This is a genomic window from Leucobacter muris (genome assembly GCF_004028235.1).
GTDB classification, from domain to species: Bacteria; Actinomycetota; Actinomycetes; order Actinomycetales; family Microbacteriaceae; genus Leucobacter; species Leucobacter muris.
This window is the reverse complement of sequence record NZ_CP035037.1, coordinates 3016840-3035378: the sequence shown is the minus strand read 5'-3', so window position 1 is coordinate 3035378 and position 18539 is coordinate 3016840. Positions and strand designations below refer to the sequence as shown.

17 protein-coding genes and 1 pseudogene are annotated in these 18539 nt (G+C 68.3%); 17 read left to right on the top strand and 1 reads right to left on the bottom strand.

The genetic code is table 11. The annotated features are described in order from the left end of the window. Window positions 1-28 precede the first annotated feature (28 nt). Window positions 29-1897, top strand: a pseudogene (locus Leucomu_RS14235) (ABC transporter ATP-binding protein). Window positions 1898-1956: 59 nt separating this feature from the next. On the opposite strand, the gene Leucomu_RS14230 reads toward Leucomu_RS14235, so the two are convergent. Continuing rightward, window positions 1957-2427, bottom strand: a complete 471-nt coding sequence (locus Leucomu_RS14230) for a GNAT family N-acetyltransferase (RefSeq protein ID WP_228407122.1) — start codon at window positions 2425-2427, stop codon at window positions 1957-1959. Between the two features lie 66 nt (window positions 2428-2493). Between Leucomu_RS14230 and Leucomu_RS14225 the strand changes: the two genes are divergently transcribed. The 16 genes from Leucomu_RS14225 (at window position 2494) to Leucomu_RS14150 (ending at window position 18454) form a co-directional block, all read left to right on the top strand. Next, a complete protein-coding gene (locus Leucomu_RS14225; protein ID WP_128387618.1) occupies window positions 2494-3720 on the top strand; it encodes a pyridoxal phosphate-dependent aminotransferase in 1227 nt (408 codons plus the stop codon). Continuing rightward, window positions 3717-4175: a 23S rRNA (pseudouridine(1915)-N(3))-methyltransferase RlmH gene (gene rlmH, locus Leucomu_RS14220; RefSeq protein WP_194294560.1), complete on the top strand. Its 459-nt coding sequence runs from the start codon at window positions 3717-3719 to the stop codon at window positions 4173-4175. Before Leucomu_RS14225 ends, rlmH begins: the two co-directional genes overlap by 4 nt. A gap of 76 nt (window positions 4176-4251) precedes the next feature. Further along, complete coding sequence (locus Leucomu_RS14215; RefSeq protein ID WP_128387617.1) at window positions 4252-4632, top strand: hypothetical protein; 381 nt, start codon at window positions 4252-4254, stop codon at window positions 4630-4632. Window positions 4633-4939: 307 nt separating this feature from the next. After that, a complete protein-coding gene (gene nrdH, locus Leucomu_RS14210) occupies window positions 4940-5173 on the top strand; it encodes a glutaredoxin-like protein NrdH (protein ID WP_017883938.1) in 234 nt (77 codons plus the stop codon). A 170-nt stretch (window positions 5174-5343) separates the two neighbouring features. Continuing rightward, window positions 5344-5745, top strand: coding sequence for a class Ib ribonucleoside-diphosphate reductase assembly flavoprotein NrdI (gene nrdI / locus Leucomu_RS14205; protein ID WP_128387616.1), 402 nt, complete (start codon window positions 5344-5346; stop codon window positions 5743-5745). Continuing rightward, a complete protein-coding gene (gene nrdE / locus Leucomu_RS14200) occupies window positions 5745-7886 on the top strand; it encodes a class 1b ribonucleoside-diphosphate reductase subunit alpha (RefSeq protein ID WP_128387895.1) in 2142 nt (713 codons plus the stop codon). The genes nrdI and nrdE overlap by 1 nt, the downstream gene beginning before the upstream one ends. 100 nt (window positions 7887-7986) lie before the next feature. Next, on the top strand, window positions 7987-8955 hold the full coding sequence (nrdF, locus tag Leucomu_RS14195) for a class 1b ribonucleoside-diphosphate reductase subunit beta (protein WP_017883935.1): 969 nt from the start codon (window positions 7987-7989) through the stop codon (window positions 8953-8955). A 231-nt stretch (window positions 8956-9186) separates the two neighbouring features. Beyond that, a complete protein-coding gene (locus tag Leucomu_RS14190; RefSeq protein WP_128387615.1) occupies window positions 9187-10827 on the top strand; it encodes an ABC transporter substrate-binding protein in 1641 nt (546 codons plus the stop codon). A gap of 81 nt (window positions 10828-10908) precedes the next feature. Then, window positions 10909-11853 carry an ABC transporter permease gene (locus Leucomu_RS14185; RefSeq protein ID WP_128387614.1) on the top strand — a complete coding sequence of 315 codons (945 nt, stop codon included), beginning with the start codon at window positions 10909-10911 and terminating at the stop codon, window positions 11851-11853. Window positions 11854-11861: 8 nt separating this feature from the next. Continuing rightward, on the top strand, window positions 11862-12749 hold the full coding sequence (locus Leucomu_RS14180) for an ABC transporter permease (protein WP_228407121.1): 888 nt from the start codon (window positions 11862-11864) through the stop codon (window positions 12747-12749). Next, window positions 12733-13572 (top strand): ABC transporter ATP-binding protein, encoded by an 840-nt coding sequence (locus tag Leucomu_RS14175; protein ID WP_128387613.1) that lies wholly within the window; start codon window positions 12733-12735, stop codon window positions 13570-13572. Before Leucomu_RS14180 ends, Leucomu_RS14175 begins: the two co-directional genes overlap by 17 nt. After that, window positions 13569-14432 carry an ABC transporter ATP-binding protein gene (locus Leucomu_RS14170; protein ID WP_228407120.1) on the top strand — a complete coding sequence of 288 codons (864 nt, stop codon included), beginning with the start codon at window positions 13569-13571 and terminating at the stop codon, window positions 14430-14432. Before Leucomu_RS14175 ends, Leucomu_RS14170 begins: the two co-directional genes overlap by 4 nt. 40 nt (window positions 14433-14472) lie before the next feature. Further along, window positions 14473-15918, top strand: coding sequence for a C69 family dipeptidase (locus tag Leucomu_RS14165; protein ID WP_128387612.1), 1446 nt, complete (start codon window positions 14473-14475; stop codon window positions 15916-15918). Window position 15919: 1 nt separating this feature from the next. Continuing rightward, window positions 15920-17050 (top strand): glycerate kinase, encoded by a 1131-nt coding sequence (locus tag Leucomu_RS14160; protein ID WP_128387611.1) that lies wholly within the window; start codon window positions 15920-15922, stop codon window positions 17048-17050. A 95-nt stretch (window positions 17051-17145) separates the two neighbouring features. Next, complete coding sequence (locus Leucomu_RS14155) at window positions 17146-17898, top strand: TetR/AcrR family transcriptional regulator (RefSeq protein ID WP_128387610.1); 753 nt, start codon at window positions 17146-17148, stop codon at window positions 17896-17898. A 100-nt stretch (window positions 17899-17998) separates the two neighbouring features. After that, window positions 17999-18454: a DUF3817 domain-containing protein gene (locus Leucomu_RS14150; RefSeq protein WP_128387609.1), complete on the top strand. Its 456-nt coding sequence runs from the start codon at window positions 17999-18001 to the stop codon at window positions 18452-18454. The last annotated feature ends 85 nt before the right edge of the window (window positions 18455-18539 follow it).

Here is an 18539-nt window from a genome sequence, read left to right as displayed (position 1 = left end):
GGTTGCGGGTAGTCTCCGAAACATGAGCATGGGCGGTGGTATGGCAAGCGGGCGCGGATCGCGCGTGTCCGCCGGCGACGCCGAGCGCCAGCGCGAGATCAACGAGGCGGCCCCGCAGATCACCGACCTCGGGCCGCGCATCGCGGCGCTCTTCGCACCCTACCGCTGGCAGCTGTCGGTGATCATCGTGCTCGTGCTGGTCTCGGCGGGGCTCGGCATCCTGCCGCCGCTGCTCACCCAGCGCGTCTTCGACGAGGGGCTGTTCCCGCCCGACGGCTCTCCGAACATCGGGGTGCTCTCGTGGCTGGTGGCCGGCATGATCGCGGCCTTCGTGCTGTCGTCGGCCATCGGCATCGTGCAGACCCTCTTCACGGCGCGCGTCGGCAACCGGGTGATGGGCGACCTGCGCGTGCGGCTGTTCGCGCACCTGCAGTCGATGGAGCTCGGCTTCTTCACCCGCACCAAGACGGGTGTGATCCAGTCGCGTCTGCAGAACGACGTGGGCGGGGTCTCCAACGTACTCACCAACACCGTCGCCAACATCATCGGCAACACCGTGACCGTGATCGCGGCGGCGGTCGCGATGGTGCTGCTCAGCTGGCAGCTCACCCTCATCGCGGTCGTGCTGATGCCGATCCTCGTGATCGCGCAGCGACGGGTCGGGCAGATCCGCGCCCGCATCGCGGGCCGCACCCAGGAGTCGCTCTCCGAGATGACGGCCATCACGCAGGAGGCCCTCTCGGTCTCGGGCGTGCTGCTCGCCAAGACCTACTCGCGGCAGCGGGCCGAGACCGAGCGCTACGCCGCCGAGAACGGCAGGCAGATCGACCTGCAGGTGCGGCAGGCCATGAGCGGTCAGGTGTTCTTCGCGCTCGTGTAGGTGTTCCTGTCGGCCGTGCCCGCCATCGTCTACCTCGTCTCGGGCTGGATCATCGCCCGCGGGCAGGGCGAGGGCTTCGACCCCGGCATCACGGCGGGCACGATCGTCGCGTTCACCACGGTGCAGTCGCGGCTGCTCTTCCCGCTCATGGCGCTCATGCGCATCGCGCTCGACCTCCAGACGTCGAAGGCGCTCTTCGCCCGCATCTTCGAGTACCTCGACCTCGACCCCGCGATCACCGACGCCCCCGACGCGCGCGAGCCCTCCGATGCGCCCGGCCTCGCGGGGCGGGTCGAGTTCGAGCGGGTCTCGTTCCGGTACCCCGACGCGGGCGCGCAGGAGCGGCTCACGCTCGACGACGTCTCGTTCCACGTGCAACCCGGCGAGTTCGTCGCATTCGTCGGAGCGTCGGGTTCGGGCAAGACCACGATCGGGTCGCTGATCCCGCGGCTCTACGACGCGAGCGAGGGCGCCGTGCGCTACGCGGGCGACGACGTGCGAGAGCTGCGCCACGAGGCGCTCGTCGACCGCATCGGGGTGGTCACGCAGGAGCCCTACCTCTTCCACGCGTCGATCGCGGCGAACCTGCGCTACGCGAAGCCCGATGCCTCGCAGCACGAGTTGGAGGCGGCCGCGAGGCTCGCCAACATCCACGACACCATCGTGGGCTTCGCCGACGGCTACGACACCGTCGTGGGCGAGCGCGGCTACCGCCTCTCCGGCGGCGAGAAGCAGCGCATCGCGATCGCGCGCGTGCTGCTCAAGAACCCCCGCGTGCTCGTGCTCGACGAGGCGACCAGTGCGCTCGACACCGTGAACGAGCGCGCGGTGCAGCGCGCGCTCGACGACGCCCGCAGCGGGCGCACCACGATCGCGATCGCTCACCGGCTCTCCACGGTCGTCGACGCCGACCGCATCTACGTGGTCGGGGCGGGTCGCATCCTCGAGCAGGGCACGCACCGCGAGCTGCTGCTGCGCGGCGGCGCCTACGCCGAGCTCTACGCCCAGCAGAGCTGATCACGGCCGAGATCCGCCCCGGGGCGCCGATGTCCGAGCCGCGGATCGGCGGACCGCCCTCACCCCGCGCGGTCGGCGACGGGTCGAGCGAAGTAGACCCGGTCGAAGCCGTCCTCCGTGCGGCGCTCCACCTCCCGGAATCCGCGCCGCGGATAGTAGGCGAGGTTCTCCGTCATCCTCGCGTTCGTGTAGAGCCTCGTCTCGACGAGGCCGAGCGAGCGCGCCTCCTCGTCGGCGCGCTCGAGCAGCGTGGCCCCGATCCCGAGCCCCCGGGCCTCGGGCGCGACGGCGACGTTCTCGACGAGCAGATGATCCGGGCGCGCCTCCGTCACGAGCACCCCGAGGATCCTCCCCTCGAGCCGCGCCACGAGCACCCCGCCCGCCTCGACGGCGGCCGCGTAGTCGGTGCGCATGGGCGCGGGCTCGCGCCCGATGCGCGATACGTAGGGCTCATAGGCGGCCCGCACGAGCGCTGCGATCTGCGCCGCATCGCCGGCTCGCGCCGCCTCGAACCCCACCGCCGCCTCCACCCTCCCAGTATCCGCCCGCACGCCGCCGAACGCGAGGCTTCGGGGCTCGGAGAGTAGGATTTCCCCGTGCGCCCCATCACCCAGTCCAGCAAGTTGGCAGGCGTTCGCTACGACGTGCGCGGCCCGATCCTGCAGGAGGCCGAGCGGCTCGAGCGCGAGGGGCACCGCATCCTCAAGCTCAACATCGGCAACCCGGCACCGTTCGGCTTCGATGCGCCGCCCGAGATCGTCGAGGAGCTGCGTCGCATCCTGCCCGCCGCCCAGGGCTACAGCGATTCGCGGGGCATCCTCCCCGCGCGCGAGGCCGTGGCCCGCTACTACGCCGAGGAGGGCGTCGTCGGCGTCGGCCCCGACGACGTGTTCATCGGCAACGGCGTGAGCGAGATGATCTCGCTCGTGCTGCAGGCGCTCGTCGATGACGGCGACGAGATCCTGGTGCCCGCCCCCGACTACCCGCTCTGGACCGCGCAGGTCACGCTCGCCGGCGGTCTCGCCGTGCACTACCCCTGCGACGAGACGAACGGGTGGATGCCCGACCTCGAGGCGATCGAGCGCCTCATCACTCCGCGCACCAAGGGCATCGTGCTCATCAATCCGAACAACCCCACGGGCGCGGTCTACTCGGCCGAGCTCGTGCGCGGCTTCGCCGCCCTCGCCGAGCGCCACGGCCTCGTGCTCATGGCCGACGAGATCTACGAGCGCATCCTCTACGACGGCGCCGTGCACGAGCACGCGGCCCTGCACGTGCGCGACACGCTCTGCCTCACGTTCAGCGGCCTCTCGAAGGCGCAGCGCATCGCGGGGTACCGCTCGGGCTGGGTGACGGTCTCGGGCGACCGCGCGCCGGCCCGCGACTTCCTCGAGGGGCTCACCCTGCTCGCGAACATGCGCATGTGCGCGAGCGTGCCCGCGCAGTACGCGATCCCGGTGGCGCTCGCCGCCGAGTCGAACTGGTCGGGCATCGCCGAGCTGTGCGCGCCGGGAGGGCGGCTCAGAGAGCAGCGGGAGGCCGCGCACCGGCTGCTGACGGGGATCCCGGGGGTGAGTTGCGAGCGGCCCGGCGGTGCGATGTACCTGTTCCCGCGGCTCGATCCCGAGGTCTACCCGATCGACGACGATCAGCGCTTCGTGATCGACCTGCTGCGCGCGACGCACGTGCTCGTGACCCACGGGCGCGGTTTCAACCTGCCCACCACCGACCACCTGCGCTTCGTGACGCTGCCCTCGGTGCCGGTGCTCACGGAGGCGATCGGCCGCATCTCCGAGTACCTCGATGCGAGGAGAGTGCGGTGAGCATCAGGATCCTCGCGGTCGGCAAGCGTCACGAGGCGTGGGTCGCCGACGGCATCGACCGCTACGAGAAGCGGCTGCGCAAGCCGTTCGACGCGAGCTGGCAGTTGCTGCCGCACTCGTCGCGCGAGGGGGATGCGGCGCGGGCCGAGGAGTCGGAGCGCATCCTCGCGAAGGTGGATCGCGACGCGTTCCTGGTGCTGCTCGACGAGCGCGGGCGCAACGTCGACTCGCCGGCGCTCGCCTCCGCGCTGCGGGGCGCGTTCGACTCGGGCCGCACGGTGACGGTCGTGATCGGGGGTGCGTACGGGGTGTCGGATCGCGTGCGCGAGCGCGCCGACTTCGTCTGGAGCCTGTCGAAGCTGGTGTTCCCGCACCAGCTCGTGCGCCTGATCCTCGCCGAGCAGCTGTATCGGGCGCAGGAGATCTCGGCGGGGCGGCCCTACCACCACGTCTAGGCCGCGGCGCGCTCAGTCCGGCTGCGCAGCACACGCGCAGCCTATCAATGTCGGTGGTGCGGTCTAGCGTGTGGGCATGAACCCCTTCCGCTTGAGCACCCGGCTGCAGCAGTCCCCGCGCGGGCGCCAGCCTGCGAGCCGGCACGCCGCTCAGGCGGTGCGCGCCGAGGCGGGCGGTGCGGTGCAGGTGCCGTGGCGCGTGGTCGCGCGGTCGGCGAGCGGGGTGATCGAGGTCGAGCAGTGCGGCGACGGGCCGCTGCACTCGGTGCGCTTCGCCCTCGCGGGCGGCGGCATGCTCGGCCTGTCGCTGCCTCGCACGGTGTATCCCGACGAGCGGTTGCGGGTGGTGGTGCGCGGGGCGGGCGGGTCGCCGGCCGCGCAGTCGCCCGACGCCATGCTGGTGCTGCGCTGGTTCCAGCCCGACGGAAGGGAGCTGCTGTGGCCGATCGCGCTCTGAGGCGGGCCGATCGTGCGGCCCGGCGAGGGGTGCTGCGCGAGTTCGGCGCGCGTGTCAAGAGGGCCTCGCGCGACACGCCGGGGAGGAGGTGTGAGGGAAAAAACTTTCGCCGCTCACCGCCTGTGGATAACCCCCTGCGAGGGGCGGAACTCCGCCGAAAGTTCTCCCCAAGCCGCACCCCTGATCCGTGGAAATAAAGTGGAAAACTACAGCGTTGTAACTACTGCATCTTGTGGTTGGCGTGGGTGTGGTTCACTATATGTAGTGCCCCGAGCGGGGCATCTGAGTTTTGGAAGAGGGGCGTGAAATGGCCATCACGGTGTACACCAAGCCGTCGTGCGTGCAGTGCACGGCGACCTACCGGGCGCTCGACAGCAAGGGGATCGAGTACGACGTGCTCGACCTCTCGCAGGACGAGACCGCGCTGGAAACGGTGAAGGAGCTCGGCTACCTGCAGGCTCCCGTGGTGGTGACCGACGACGAGCACTGGTCGGGCTTCCGCCCCGACAAGATCTCGGAGCTGGCCAGCCGCCTCGCGTAAGCGATTCGCGTCGAGCCGCAAGCGGGTGGGGAAAGCTCGTGCATCGCTCGACCGCACTGTCATCATTTCGAACCGCGGCGGCGGGCGGGGCCCGGAGGCCCGGCCCGCCGCCGCGGTTCAGGAGCGAGGGAGCCGCACGGCTCTCGGGGGTTCGCACGGAGGTGAAGAGCATGACCGACCTGGTGTACTTCTCCAGCGTCTCGGGCAACACGCACCGCTTCGTGCAGAAGCTCGATCGCCCCGCCCTGCGCATCCCCCTCCACTCGCGCGACGAGCCGCTCGTGGTCGACGAGCCCTACGTGCTGCTCGTCCCCACCTACGGCGGCGGCCCCGAGACACGGGCCGTGCCCAAGCAGGTGATCCGCTTTCTGAACGACGAGCGCAACCGCAAGATGTTGCGCGGCGTGATGGCGGCCGGCAACACCAACTTCGGTGAGGCCTACGGGATCGCGGGCGACATCATCGCCCGGAAGTGCCGCGTGCCCTTCCTCTATCGATTCGAACTCTTTGGAACCCCGGACGACGTCACCGCCGTCCAAGAAGGATTGGAACAGTTTTGGAAGCAGCAGTGATGGAGGCCGGCCACGAGTCGTCGAAGATCAGCGACATGGATTTCCACTCGCTGAACGCGATGCTCAACCTGTACGACGCCGACGGCAAGATCCAGTTCGACAAGGATCGCGAGGCCGCGCGCCAGTACTTCCTGCAGCATGTCAATCAGAACACGGTGTTCTTCCACTCCTTCGAGGAGCGCATCCGCTACCTGCTCGACAACGACTACTACGAGCGCGAGCTGATCGAGCAGTACCCGATCGACTTCATCGAGCAGCTGCGCGACGAGGCGTTCGCGATGAAGTTCCGCTTCCCGACGTTCCTCGGCGCCTTCAAGTTCTTCACCTCGTACGCCCTCAAGACGTTCGACGGCAAGCGCTACCTCGAGCGCTTCGAGGATCGCGTGGTGATGGTCGCGCTCGGCCTCGCCCAGGGCGACCACGAGCTCGCGCGCGGCATCATGCGCGAGATCATCTCGGGGCGCTTCCAGCCCGCGACCCCCACCTTCCTCAACCTGGGCAAGGCCCAGCGCGGCGAGCTCGTCTCCTGCTTCCTGCTACGCATCGAAGACAACATGGAGTCGATCTCGCGCGGCATCAACTCGTCGCTGCAGCTCTCGAAGCGCGGCGGCGGCGTCGCCCTGCTGCTCTCGAACATCCGCGAGTCGGGCGCTCCCATCAAGAAGATCGAGAACCAGTCCTCCGGCATCATCCCCGTGATGAAGCTGCTCGAGGACAGCTTCAGCTACGCCAATCAGCTCGGCGCGCGCCAGGGCGCCGGCGCGGTGTACCTGAACGCGCACCACCCCGACATCATGCGCTTCCTCGACACGAAGCGCGAGAACGCCGACGAGAAGATCCGCATCAAGACCCTCTCGCTGGGCGTCGTGGTGCCCGACATCACCTTCGAGCTCGCGAAGAACAACGAGGACATGTACCTGTTCTCGCCCTACGACGTCGAGCGCGTCTACGGCGTGCCCTTCGGCGACCTCTCGATCAGCGAGAAGTACTACGAGATGGTCAACGACGCGCGCATCAAGAAGTACAAGATCAACGCGCGCCACTTCTTCCAGACCATCGCCGAGCTGCAGTTCGAGTCGGGCTACCCCTACATCGTGTTCGAGGACACGGTGAACCGGGCCAACCCGATCAAGGGCCGCATCAACATGTCGAACCTGTGCTCCGAGATCCTGCAGGTCAACACCCCGACCACCTACCACGAGGATCTGAGCTACGACCAGATCGGCAAGGACATCTCCTGCAACCTCGGGTCGATGAACATCGCGGCGGCGATGGACGGCGGCGACCTGGGCGGCACCGTCGATCTCGCGATCCGCGCCCTGACCGCGGTGAGCGACATGAGCCACATCACCTCGGTGCGCTCCATCGAGGACGGCAACGAGCAGTCGCACGCCATCGGCCTCGGCCAGATGAATCTGCACGGCTACCTCGCCCGCGAGCACGTGCACTACGGCTCCGAAGAGGGCATCGACTTCACCAACATCTACTTCTACACGGTGCTCTTCCACGCGCTGAGCGCATCGAACCGCATCTCGATCGAGCTGGGCCGCACCTTCGGCGGCTTCGAGGATTCGAAGTACGCGTCGGGCGAGTTCTTCGACAAGTACACCGAGCAGCCCTGGGTCCCGGCCACCGAGCGGGTGCGCGAGATGTTCGCGAACGCGGGCATCGAGATCCCCACCCAGGACGACTGGCGCGAGCTCAAGGCCAGCGTCATGCAGCACGGCATCTACAACCAGAACCTGCAGGCGGTGCCGCCCACCGGCTCGATCTCGTACATCAACAACTCGACCTCGTCGATCCACCCGATCGCCTCGAAGATCGAGATCCGCAAGGAGGGCAAGCTGGGTCGTGTCTACTACCCGGCGCCGTTCATGACGAACGAGAACCTGGAGTACTACCAGGACGCCTACGAGATCGGCGCCGAGAAGATCATCGACACCTACGCCGCGGCCACGCAGCACGTCGACCAGGGCCTCTCGCTCACGCTGTTCTTCAAGGACACGGCGACCACCCGGGACATCAACAGGGCGCAGATCTACGCGTGGCGCAAGGGCATCAAGACGATCTACTACATCCGTCTGCGCCAGCTCGCGCTCGAGGGCACCGACATGTCCGAGTGCGTCAGCTGCATGCTCTGAGCATCTGCCATCCTGCGCGAGCGACGCGAATCGCAGGATCCAACCCCGACGTGAGAAGAGATCCTGCGATCCGCGCAGGATGACGCATAAGGAAAATTCGATGAACTTCAAGCTGGGTCACGCCGTGCAGGCGATCAACTGGAACCGGATCGAGGACGACAAGGATCTCGAGGTCTGGAACCGCCTGGTCAACAACTTCTGGCTGCCCGAGAAGGTGCCGCTCTCGAACGACGTGCAGTCGTGGGCGACGCTCACCGACGCCGAGAAGCTGCTCACCATGCGGGTGTTCACCGGCCTCACCCTGCTCGACACGATCCAGGGCACGGTCGGCGCGGTGTCGCTGATCCCGGATGCGATCACGCCGCACGAGGAGGCCGTCTACACGAACATCGCGTTCATGGAGTCGGTGCACGCGAAGAGCTACTCGTCGATCTTCTCGACGCTGTGTTCCACGCAGGAGATCGACGACGCGTTCCGCTGGTCGGTCGAGAACCCCAACCTGCAGAAGAAGGCGCAGATCATCGTCGACTACTACGAGGGCGACGACCCGCTGAAGCGCAAGGTCGCCTCGACGCTGCTCGAGTCGTTCCTCTTCTACTCGGGCTTCTACCTGCCGATGTACTGGTCGAGCCACGCCAAGCTCACCAACACGGCAGACCTGATCCGCCTCATCATCCGCGATGAGGCCGTGCACGGCTACTACATCGGCTACAAGTTCCAGAAGGGCCTCGAGCAGGAGACCGAGGAGCGCCGCCAGGAGCTCAAGGACTACACGTTCGCGCTGCTGTACGACCTCTACGAGAACGAGGTGAAGTACACGCAGGATCTCTACGACCCGGTGGGCCTCACCGAAGACGTGAAGAAGTTCCTGCACTACAACGCGAACAAGGCGCTCATGAACCTCGGCTACGAGCCGATGTTCCCGAAGGAGATGACCGACGTCAACCCGGCCATCCTCTCGGCGCTGTCGCCCAACGCCGACGAGAACCACGACTTCTTCTCGGGCTCCGGCTCGAGCTACGTGATCGGCAAGGCCGTCGCCACCGAAGACGAGGACTGGGACTTCTGACGCCCCTGATCTAGGCCGGCCCCACAGGGCTTCCGAGAGGCCCGGACCCGCGATGTTTCGCAGGTCCGGGCCTCTTTTTCGCGCCAGCGACGGGATGCAGTTGCAGGGTTTCGACGCATTCAAGTGAACGCGTGTTGACATTAGTGTTGTCTTTCTGGTTCACTACCTACGGGTCGAAGCATCAGAGGTGGTGCAAGCCCCACTCAATGAGGAGAAGGAGAACCGAAGACAATGGGAGTCACACGGAAGAGAGCCCTCGCGCTCTCCACAATCGTCACGGCGGGGGCGCTTGCGCTGACGGCGTGCGCCGGAGCCCGCGGCGGCGAGCCGGCCGCGTCGAACGACGGCGCGGAATGGTCGCAGACCACCCCTGAAGCGTCCGGCAACGCCGGCACGATCTCGTGGGGGTTCTACTACGAGCCCGCGACGGTCGACCCGGCCCACTCGTTCAACTACGCCGAGAATCAGGCCGACGCGAACATGTGCGAGAGCCTGTACGTGCTGAACCCCGATTTCTCGTCCTCGCCGAGCCTCGCGGAGGAGACCGAGCGGCCCGACGACACCACCTACGTGTTCACGATCCGCGACGGTGTGACCTTCTGGGACGGCACGCCGCTCACCGCAGAAGACGTGGCGTTCTCTCTCAACCGCAACCTCGACCCCGAGGTCGCCTCCTACTTCTCCCAGAACTACACCAACGTGCAGTCGGTGGAGGCCACCGGCGAGCGTGAGGTCACCGTCAAGCTCGCACAGCCCGACGTCCTCTTCGAGGCCGGTCTCTCGACCGCCGCCACGGCCATCGTCCAGCAGGCCTTCACCGAGAACGCCGGCGCCGAGTTCGGTGCGCCCAGCACGGGTGTCATGTGCACCGGCCCCTTCCAGTTCGATTCGTGGACTCCCGGCACATCGCTCGTCATGACGAAGAACGAGAACTACTGGAACACCGAGCGCGCCGCCCTCAGCGACAGGATCGAGTTCAGCTTCCTGCCCGAACCCTCCACGCAGACCAATGCGCTGATGACGGGCCAGCTCGACGGCATGTACCAGGTGCCGGCGTCGAGCATCGCCCAGCTGCAGGCGTCGCCGTCGGGCACCCTGTACCTCGGCGAGAGCCTGATCACCTTCGACATCATCGGGGGAGCCCGGGAAGGCGCCTTCGCGGATCCCAAGATCCGCAAGGCGCTCTCGCTCGCGCTCGACCGCGAGGCGATTGCCTCGAACGTCTTCGCCGGTGCTGCCGAGCCGGCGAACACGCTCGTCTCGTCGACGGCTTGGGGGTACGCCCCCGAGGTCTTCGAAGAGGCCGCCGCGGAGATCGCTCCGGCCGAGGTCGACCTCGAGGCGGCGAAGGCGCTCGTCGCGGAAGCCGGATCGCCGACCGACACCATCGTGCTCGCCTACAACTCGGGCGACACCTCGATGGTGCAGGTGGCGAACGAGGCCCAGTCGGCGGCCGAGCAGATCGGCCTGAAGCTCGAGCTGAAGCCCATGCCCTCGACCGGCTACCAGACGATCTTCTTCGACCCCGAGACGCAGGCCGGTGTGGATGCGTGGATGACGATCTGGTACGCGAACACCCCCGAGCCTCTCGACGTGTACTCGATGTTCATCGAAGGCGCCTCTTCGTACAACTTCAGCGGCTACTCCAACGCCGACGTGAACGCCGATCTGACGGCCGCGCTCAGCGAACTCGATGAGACCAAGCGCGCAGAGCTCGTGGTGAAGGCGCAGGCGACGCTGGTCGAGGACGTCCCCTGGATCCCCGTCGTGCACCTCGCGAACACCCTCTACATGAACGATCGCGTCACGGGCGCGCCGGCGTCGTTCATCGACCTCTACTCGCCCTGGGGCGCGCAGGTCGGCACCCCCTGACCGGTCGGATCGGTGGAGCGGCGCCACTGCTGCCGCTCCACCGATCCGGTGCGAGGCCCTGCCTCGGATTGAGAACCACAGATGCTCCTCTTCATCATCAAGCGAGCCGGCGCGCTCGTCGCGACGCTGTTCGTGACGAGCTTCATCGTCTTCGTCGCGCTGCAATACGCGCCGGGCAGTCCCATCGCCGCTCTCGTCGGCGGGCCGGGTGTGACCGCCGAGACGATCGCGCGCGTGCGTGCGCAGTACCATCTGGATGATCCGGTGATCATCCAGTACTTCCACTGGATCTCCGGCGTGCTGCGCGGAGACTTCGGCAACTCCTTCGTCTTCAAGGAGAGCATCCTCGGTCTCATCGGGCCCCGCCTCGAAGTGACCGGCGTGCTCGTGCTGTACGCCACCCTGCTCATCATGGTCTTCGGCATCGCGCTCGGCCTGATCTCCGGGCTCGGTTCGCGCCTCTGGGACCGTGTCATCAGCGCCTCGGCGGCTGTGGGCCTCGCGGTGCCGTCGTTCGTCGCTGCGATCGTGCTGATCGCGGTGTTCGCGGTGGGGCTCGGCTGGTTCCCGGTCTTCGGGTCCGGCGAGGATCTCGGCGACCGTCTCTGGCACCTCACGCTGCCGGCGATCGCGCTCGCCCTCAGCGCTACGGCCTACGTCGTGCGGGTGACCCGCAGCAGCATCCGCGAAGAGGCGTCGAAGGAGCACGTGCTCACGGCCCAGGCGCGCGGCGTCGCGAGCGGCCGGGTCGTGCGCCGGCACATTCTGCGCAACGCCGCGATCCCCATCGTGACCGTCGGCGGGCTCACGGCCACGGGCCTCATCGCGGGCACCGTCATCGTGGAGAGCGCGTTCGGGCTGAGCGGGGTCGGGGCGCTGCTCGTGCAGTCGATCTTCCAGCGCGACTACCCGGTGGTGCAGGCCATCGCACTGATACTCGTGGTCGCGTTCGTGCTCATGAACCTGCTCGTCGACCTGTTCTATCTCGTACTCGACCCCAGAATCACGATCGGAAGCGGACAGTGAGCATTCCCGTGCAGACGAACGAACACGCCGATGTGCGGGATCCGCGTGTGCGGAGGATCCCGGTCCCCCGGTGGCTTCGCAAGCCGCCCCTGGCCGACGCGATCACCCTCGGCGTCATCGTGCTGCTGCTCGCAGCCGGGTTGCTGGCGCCGCTCATCGCCCCCTACGACCCCAACCGGGTGTCGCTCTCCGAAGCGCTGCTCCCGGCGAGCCTCGATCACCCCCTCGGCACCGACGCGAACGGGCGCGACCTTCTGTCCCGGCTGCTCTGGGGCGCTCGAACCGCCCTGCTCGGGCCGCTGCTCGTCGTGGCCGTCTCGACGGTCGTGGGCACGGCGCTCGCGGTCTTCGCCGCCTGGCGAGGGGGGTTCGTCGACGCGCTCATATCGCGAGCGCTCGACATGGTCTTCGCGTTCCCGGCGCTGCTGCTCGCTCTGATCTCGACGGTGCTGCTCGGTCCGGGTCTCTTCTCGGTCGCGCTCGCCCTGTCGATCTCGTACGTCCCCTACATCGCGAGGGTCGTGCGTTCAGCGGCGATCAAGCAGCGGCAGATGCCCTTCGTGCAGGCCAGTGTGATCCAGGGCTTCTCCGGCTACTTCATCACGATGCGAAACATCCTTCCGAACGTGCTGCCGCTGGTGTTCGCGCAGGCGGCCATCGTGTTCGGCTGGGCCGTGGTCGATCTCGCCGCGATCTCCTACCTGGGGCTCGGGGTGCAGCCGCCCACCGCCGACTGGGGGCAGATGATCGCGAACGGGCAGGCCTCGATCCTGCGCGGCTACCCCGAGGAATCCGTGTACGCGGGCGCGCTGATCGTGATTCTCGTCGTCTGCGTGACCCTGCTCAGCGATCGACTCAGTGAAAGATGGGAGGCGAGTCATGTCGCCGGTGATTGAGTGCGCTGATCTCTGCGTCGATTTCGGCGCGACGAGGATCCTGCACGACGTGTCCCTGCGGTTGCATCACGGGCAGGCGCTCGCGATGGTCGGGGAGTCGGGCTCGGGCAAGTCGATGACGACGAAGGCCATCCTGCAGATCCTCCCGAAGGGGGCGAAGACCAGCGGATTCGTCCGCTTCGAGGGCCGCGAGGTGCTCGCCATGCGACCCGCCGAGCTGCGGGCGTATCGCGGCTCGGACGTGTCGATCATCTTCCAGGACCCGAAGGCCCACATCAACCCGGTGCGGACGATCGGCGAGTTCTTGACCGAGACCCTGCGCGACGGCGGGGCGCGCCGCGCCGAGGCGCGTCGACGTGCGGCCGCGGCCCTGGGCGACGTGGGCCTCGCCGCCCCCGAGGAGAAGCTCGACCAGTATCCGCACGAGTTCTCCGGGGGCATGCTGCAGCGCGTCATGATCGCATCGGTCGTGCTCGCGCAGCCGAAGGTGATCCTCGCCGACGAGCCGACCACCGCGCTCGACGTCACCACGCAGGCGGAGGTGATGTCGATCCTCAAGGATCTGCGCGAGCGCACGGGCATGGCGATGCTGCTGATCACGCACGATCTCGAACTCGCGACCGCGACGTGCGACACCATCAGCGTGATGAACTCGGGCAGGATCCTCGAGACGCAGTCGGAGGCGGCGTTCGAGGCGAACCCGAGCCACCCCTATTCGCGCCAGCTGGCGGCTGCACGGCCGTCGGTCGATCGGAGGGCCGACCGCCTGCCGACCGTCACGTGGCGGTTCGGCGATGAAGCGACAGAGGGAGCCGAGGCATGAGCGCGCGGATGAAGACGGACGGCGCGCAGGACGGGGCCTCGGGCGCCGCTCCCGCGCTCGAGATCATCGGTCTGCAGAAGACCTATCGCACTCGCCGAGGCGAGGTGCACGCCGTGCGCGACGTGAGCCTGACCCTCGAGGAGGGCGGCTCGCTCGCCATCGTCGGCGAGTCCGGTTCGGGCAAGACGACCACGGCGAAGATCGTCATGGGGCTGGAGGCGCAGACCGCGGGCGCGGTGAGGGTCTTCGGCGCGGAGCGCAGCGCTCACCCGCCCGCGGCGGAGCGTCGCGCGTTCGGTCGCATCGCGCAGATGGTGTTCCAGGATCCGTACAGCTCCCTCGACCCCCGCATGACGGTGTCGGAGTCGATCCGCAGCGTGCTCAAGCTGCACGGCGGCGGCGACCCGGGCGCGCGGGAGCGACGTGTGGTCGAGCTCTTCGATCTGGTGGGCCTCAGCGGACGTCTGCTGAACGCGCGGCCGAAGGACATGTCGGGCGGCCAGCGCCAGCGCGTCGCGATCGCGCGTGCGCTTGCGCCGGAACCTCGTCTGGTCGTGCTCGACGAGGCGGTCGCCGCCCTCGACGTCTCCGTGCAGGCGCAGGTGCTGAACCTGCTGTCCGACATCCGGGAGGCCACCGGGGTGGCGTACCTCTTCATCTCGCACGACCTCGGCGTGGTGCGGCAGATCACCGAGACCGCGGTCGTCATGTACCGCGGCGAGATCGTCGAGCGCGGCAGCACCGCCGAGATCCTCGATCATCCGAACCATCCCTACACGCAGCACCTGCGCGCATCGATCCCGGGGCCCGAGTGGCGAGACCGCGATCGCTACTCGCTTCCCTTCGACGCCCGTGCCTGAACGGCCCGCGCCCAACGACCAACTCTTGAGGAACCCCACTGTGATCATCCCTGCCAAGCCGCGAGTCCGGTCCTGCGACACCGTTGTGGTCGCAGCCGAGTCCAGTGCGACCGGACGCACGCTCTTCGGGAAGAACTCCGATCGCCACCCGAACGAGGCGCAGTATCTGACGCTCGTCCCCGGTGCCGAGCACGCTCCGGGAACGAGCGTCGACTGCACGTTCGTCTCGGTACCGCAGGTCGCCCGCACCGCCCGCGTCGTCGGCTCTCGGCCCTGGTGGATGTGGGGGTTCGAGCACGGTGTGAACGAGCACGGCGTGGCGATGGGCAACGAGGCGCTCTGGTCGAAACTGCCCCCGCGGCTCGAGGCGGGGCTGCTCGGCATGGATCTGCTGCGGCTCACCCTCGAACGGTCCACGACCGCGGACGAGGCTCTGGAGTGCTTGCTCGCGCTGGTGGAGGAGCACGGGCAGTCGGGCCCCACCAACACGGTGATCCTGGAGAGCTACGACAACGGCTTCGTGATCGCGGATCCGTCGACGGCCTGGCTCGTGCAGACCGCCGGGCGTCACTGGGTCGCGAAACGGGTGACCGGGGTCGCCGCGATGTCGAATCTGTACACGATCGGATCGGACTACACCAGGATCTCCGACGGGGCGGTCGACGAAGCCGTGGCGCGCGGCTGGTTCGACCCGGACGCCGGGACGCCGTTCGATTTCGCGCGTGCGTACGGGGACGAGCACCTGCCGGATCTCGACGGCTGCGCCCGCCGTTTCGACCGCAGCTCGCATCTGCTGCAAGAACTCGAGCGGTCGGGGCGAGGGCTCCGGCTGCGGGACATCCACCAGGTGCTGCGCGACCTGGGCGACGGCCCCGCCGAGGCGCTCCGGCCCGGCCCCCGGTCTGAGGGGGCGATCTGCATGTACGCGCAGGATCCCGCGGGAAGCGAGACGGCGGCCACCATCATCGCCGAGCTCGACGCGGCCCCCGAGCTCTGCCGCATCGGAGTCTCCGCGTCGGCTCCGAGACACGCCGGGCTCATCCAGGTGTGGGTCGATCTCGATGACTTCGGCACCTTCGAGCAGCCGGTCGACGCCGCCGGCGCCGACCTGTGGTGGGAGACCGAGCGTCTCCAGCGAAGGATCGAGGCCGCCTTCCCCGCATTCGCGCCGATCGCCGACTCCGTCTTCGACCGAGTGAACCGACGGTTCTTCTCGCTCTCGCAGCAGCCGGTCGGCCGAAGCCGAGACGACAGGCAAGCCGTGTTCTTCGAGGGTGAGGCGCGACATCGCGCGGCCGTGGCGCAGCTCACCGAACTGTTCGAGGAGCTCGGACCGGTGCTGGTCGAACAGGGCGACGCCGACCTTCGCGGAGACCATCTCGCACGGCTCGCCGCGCTCGTGGAGACGACCACCGTCGAACGCAGCGCGCCGGTGCGGGAGCGGGTGCTCGCCGATGCGCAGCGCCACTCGGTGAGAACCGCCTGACGTGGCTCGCGTCCTGCTCGCACCCGACTCGTTCAAGGGGTCGGCATCGGCCGCCGACGCGGCGCTCGCGCTCGCACGAGGCTGGCGCTCGGTGCGCCCGGAGGACACGTTCGACCTGCGTCCGATGGCCGACGGCGGAGAGGGGACCCTCGACGCCGTGCACGCCGCGGTGCCCGGCTCCGAGCACGTTCCGGTGGAGGTGCTCGGGCCCCTCGGTCGGCGTCACACCACCTCCTGGCTCTCCCTGCCGAACGGCGAAGCGGTCGTCGAACTCGCCGCTGCCAGCGGTCTGCTGCTGCTCGACCGAGACGAGTCGACGGGCCTTCCGGAGTTCCACCCCCTCGACGCGCACAGTTTCGGTACGGGTGAGGCGATTCGTTCGGCCGTCGAATCGGGTGCGAGACGGGTGCACGTCGGGCTCGGGGGCAGCTGCTCGACCGACGGAGGCGCCGGAATACTCCTCGCCCTCGGGGTCGAATTGCTCGATCGGGGCGGCGAACGGATCGCGTTGGGCAACCGCGGGCTCGCCGAGATCGCCTCCGTGGACGAGGCTGGACTCATCACTCTCCCTCCGGACGGCATGTGCGTGTGGAGCGACGTCGACGCGCCGCTGGTGGGGGACTGCGGCGCCGCGGCCGTCTTCGGCCCTCAGAAAGGCATGTCGGCCGCGCAGATCGCCGCGGCGGATGCGGGATTGGCTCATTTCGCCTCTCGGCTCGGTCTGAGCGCGGCGACTGCCGGATACGGAGCTGCGGGAGGTGCTGGCAGCGCGCTGGCCTGGCTCGGCGCATCGCTGATGAGCGGGGCAGAAGCCGTCGCGAACACGATCGGAGTGCCGCGGGCTTTGGAGGCGGCCGATGTCGTCATCACGGGCGAGGGGAAGTTCGATCGTCAGAGCGCCGGGGGGAAGGTGCCGTGGCGGGTGCGCGAACTCGCACGCCGGCACGATGTGCCGGTGATGCTGGTCGCCGGGCTGATCGAAGAGGACGCTGCTGACTTCGCCGACAGCCGGGCTCTCGTGGATCTCGCGGGCGATGCGCGGACCTCGCGCGCGCACGCCCTGCACTATCTGGAGGCGGCCGGCGCGAGTCTCGCCGAGCGATGGACGCGGAGCCCGGCGACGGGAGCGTGACCAGTGCGGTCCGGTGCTCGACGCGCCGCCGACCGGAAGCCCGCGAGAACACATCAGGATAGGTTTATGAACGCAGGGGGGCATCGAGGAGACTTATGGACGGAACCAAACGGGGGAAGACGCGCGGCGTACTGAGCCGGCGGAGGATCGTCGACGCGTCGATCAGGATCGTCGAGGAATCGGGGGGCGATGCGCTCACGTTTCGCCGCCTCGGCGCCGAGCTGGGGGTGCACCCCTCGGCGATATACCGGCACTTCCGCGACAAGAACGAGCTGACCCTCGCGCTCGTGGATCGTCTCAACGAAGACGCGATGAAGACGTTCACGCCCGATCCCGATTGGTTGGTCTCGCTGCGCGACCTCTGCCTCCGTCTGCGCGCGGCGCACTACAACTCGCCCCGAGTGGGTTCCTTCGTCATGGCGCGAACCTCCCGAAGCCAGTACGAGTTCCAGGGAGTCGAGAACTTCCTCTCCACTCTTCGGCGCGCTGGATTCAGCGACGAGGACGCGGCGGTGCTCTACCGGGTGATCTCCGAGTGGGTGCTGGCGTTCGCGTACGAGGAGGCGGCGTTCATGTCGCTGCCCGAGGCGACGCGCGAGGCCGATAAAGCAGCCTGGAGGGAGGACTACCACCACGTCTCGCCGAGGAAGTACCCGACGATCTTCGAGCTGGCTCCGCACATTCCCGCCATCGACGACCCGTCGGTCTTCGAACTGGGCCTGGACCTGCTGCTCCAGAGCATCGCGCGAAAGGCCGACGCGGCGGCGGGGTCGGCGACCGATCCGCGACGGGTCGACACGGGGACGGCGTCCGCGGATCCCGGGACGGACGGCGCCGACGCGGGCTGAGGGGGTTCACCGCCGACGCGGCCCGGTCCCCTCGCGGCAGGTCGCCGAGTGCTCAACCCGTTCGCCGCTCTCCCAGGCGGTGATCGATAGCTTGGGAGGTATGTCGCCCCGCCTGCTCTTCCGCACCTTCGCGTTCGCAGAACTCGTCACCTGGGCGGGTCTGATCACCGCGCTCGTGCTGCGCGGCACGGGCGTCTCCGACGCCTTCGTCTCCCCGGCGGGCGGGGTGCACGGCTTCGTGTTCCTCTCCTACTGCGTCATCACCGTGTTCGTGTGGGTGAACGACCGGTGGTCGTTCGGCACGGGCCTGCTCGGCCTCGCCAGCGCGGTGGTGCCGTTCGCGACGCTGCCCTTCGAGCTCGTCCTGGACCGTCGAGGCGAGCTCGGGCGCAGCTGGCGCCTCGGGGCGGGCGGCGAGCCGCCCCGCACCCTCGTCGAGCGGGTGCAGGCGTGGGTGCTGCGGCACCCCTGGTGGGCGCTCGCGATCCTCGTCGCCGGTGTGACGGCGGTGTTCTCGCTGCTGCTCTGGATGGGGCCCCCGATCCCGAAGAGCTGACGGAATCGGCCCGACTTCCTCTGATGAAACCCCTCGAATCGGAGCGGGGAGATGAGAGGAAGTCGGGCGGATTCCAGCAACCGGC

What these genes read in the sequence shown, in the direction of transcription:
- Leucomu_RS14215 (WP_128387617.1), top strand. Translation starts at nt 4,252, where the DNA reads ATGAACCCCTTCCGCTTGAGCACCCGGCTGCAGCAGTCCCCGCGCGGG.
- nrdH (WP_017883938.1), top strand. Translation starts at nt 4,940, where the DNA reads ATGGCCATCACGGTGTACACCAAGCCGTCGTGCGTGCAGTGCACGGCG.
- nrdI (WP_128387616.1), top strand. Translation starts at nt 5,344, where the DNA reads ATGACCGACCTGGTGTACTTCTCCAGCGTCTCGGGCAACACGCACCGC.
- nrdE (WP_128387895.1), top strand. Translation starts at nt 5,745, where the DNA reads ATGGAGGCCGGCCACGAGTCGTCGAAGATCAGCGACATGGATTTCCAC.
- nrdF (WP_017883935.1), top strand. Translation starts at nt 7,987, where the DNA reads ATGAACTTCAAGCTGGGTCACGCCGTGCAGGCGATCAACTGGAACCGG.
- Leucomu_RS14190 (WP_128387615.1), top strand. Translation starts at nt 9,187, where the DNA reads ATGGGAGTCACACGGAAGAGAGCCCTCGCGCTCTCCACAATCGTCACG.
- Leucomu_RS14185 (WP_128387614.1), top strand. Translation starts at nt 10,909, where the DNA reads ATGCTCCTCTTCATCATCAAGCGAGCCGGCGCGCTCGTCGCGACGCTG.
- Leucomu_RS14175 (WP_128387613.1), top strand. Translation starts at nt 12,733, where the DNA reads ATGTCGCCGGTGATTGAGTGCGCTGATCTCTGCGTCGATTTCGGCGCG.
- Leucomu_RS14170 (WP_228407120.1), top strand. Translation starts at nt 13,569, where the DNA reads ATGAGCGCGCGGATGAAGACGGACGGCGCGCAGGACGGGGCCTCGGGC.
- Leucomu_RS14155 (WP_128387610.1), top strand. Translation starts at nt 17,146, where the DNA reads ATGGACGGAACCAAACGGGGGAAGACGCGCGGCGTACTGAGCCGGCGG.
- Leucomu_RS14150 (WP_128387609.1), top strand. Translation starts at nt 17,999, where the DNA reads ATGTCGCCCCGCCTGCTCTTCCGCACCTTCGCGTTCGCAGAACTCGTC.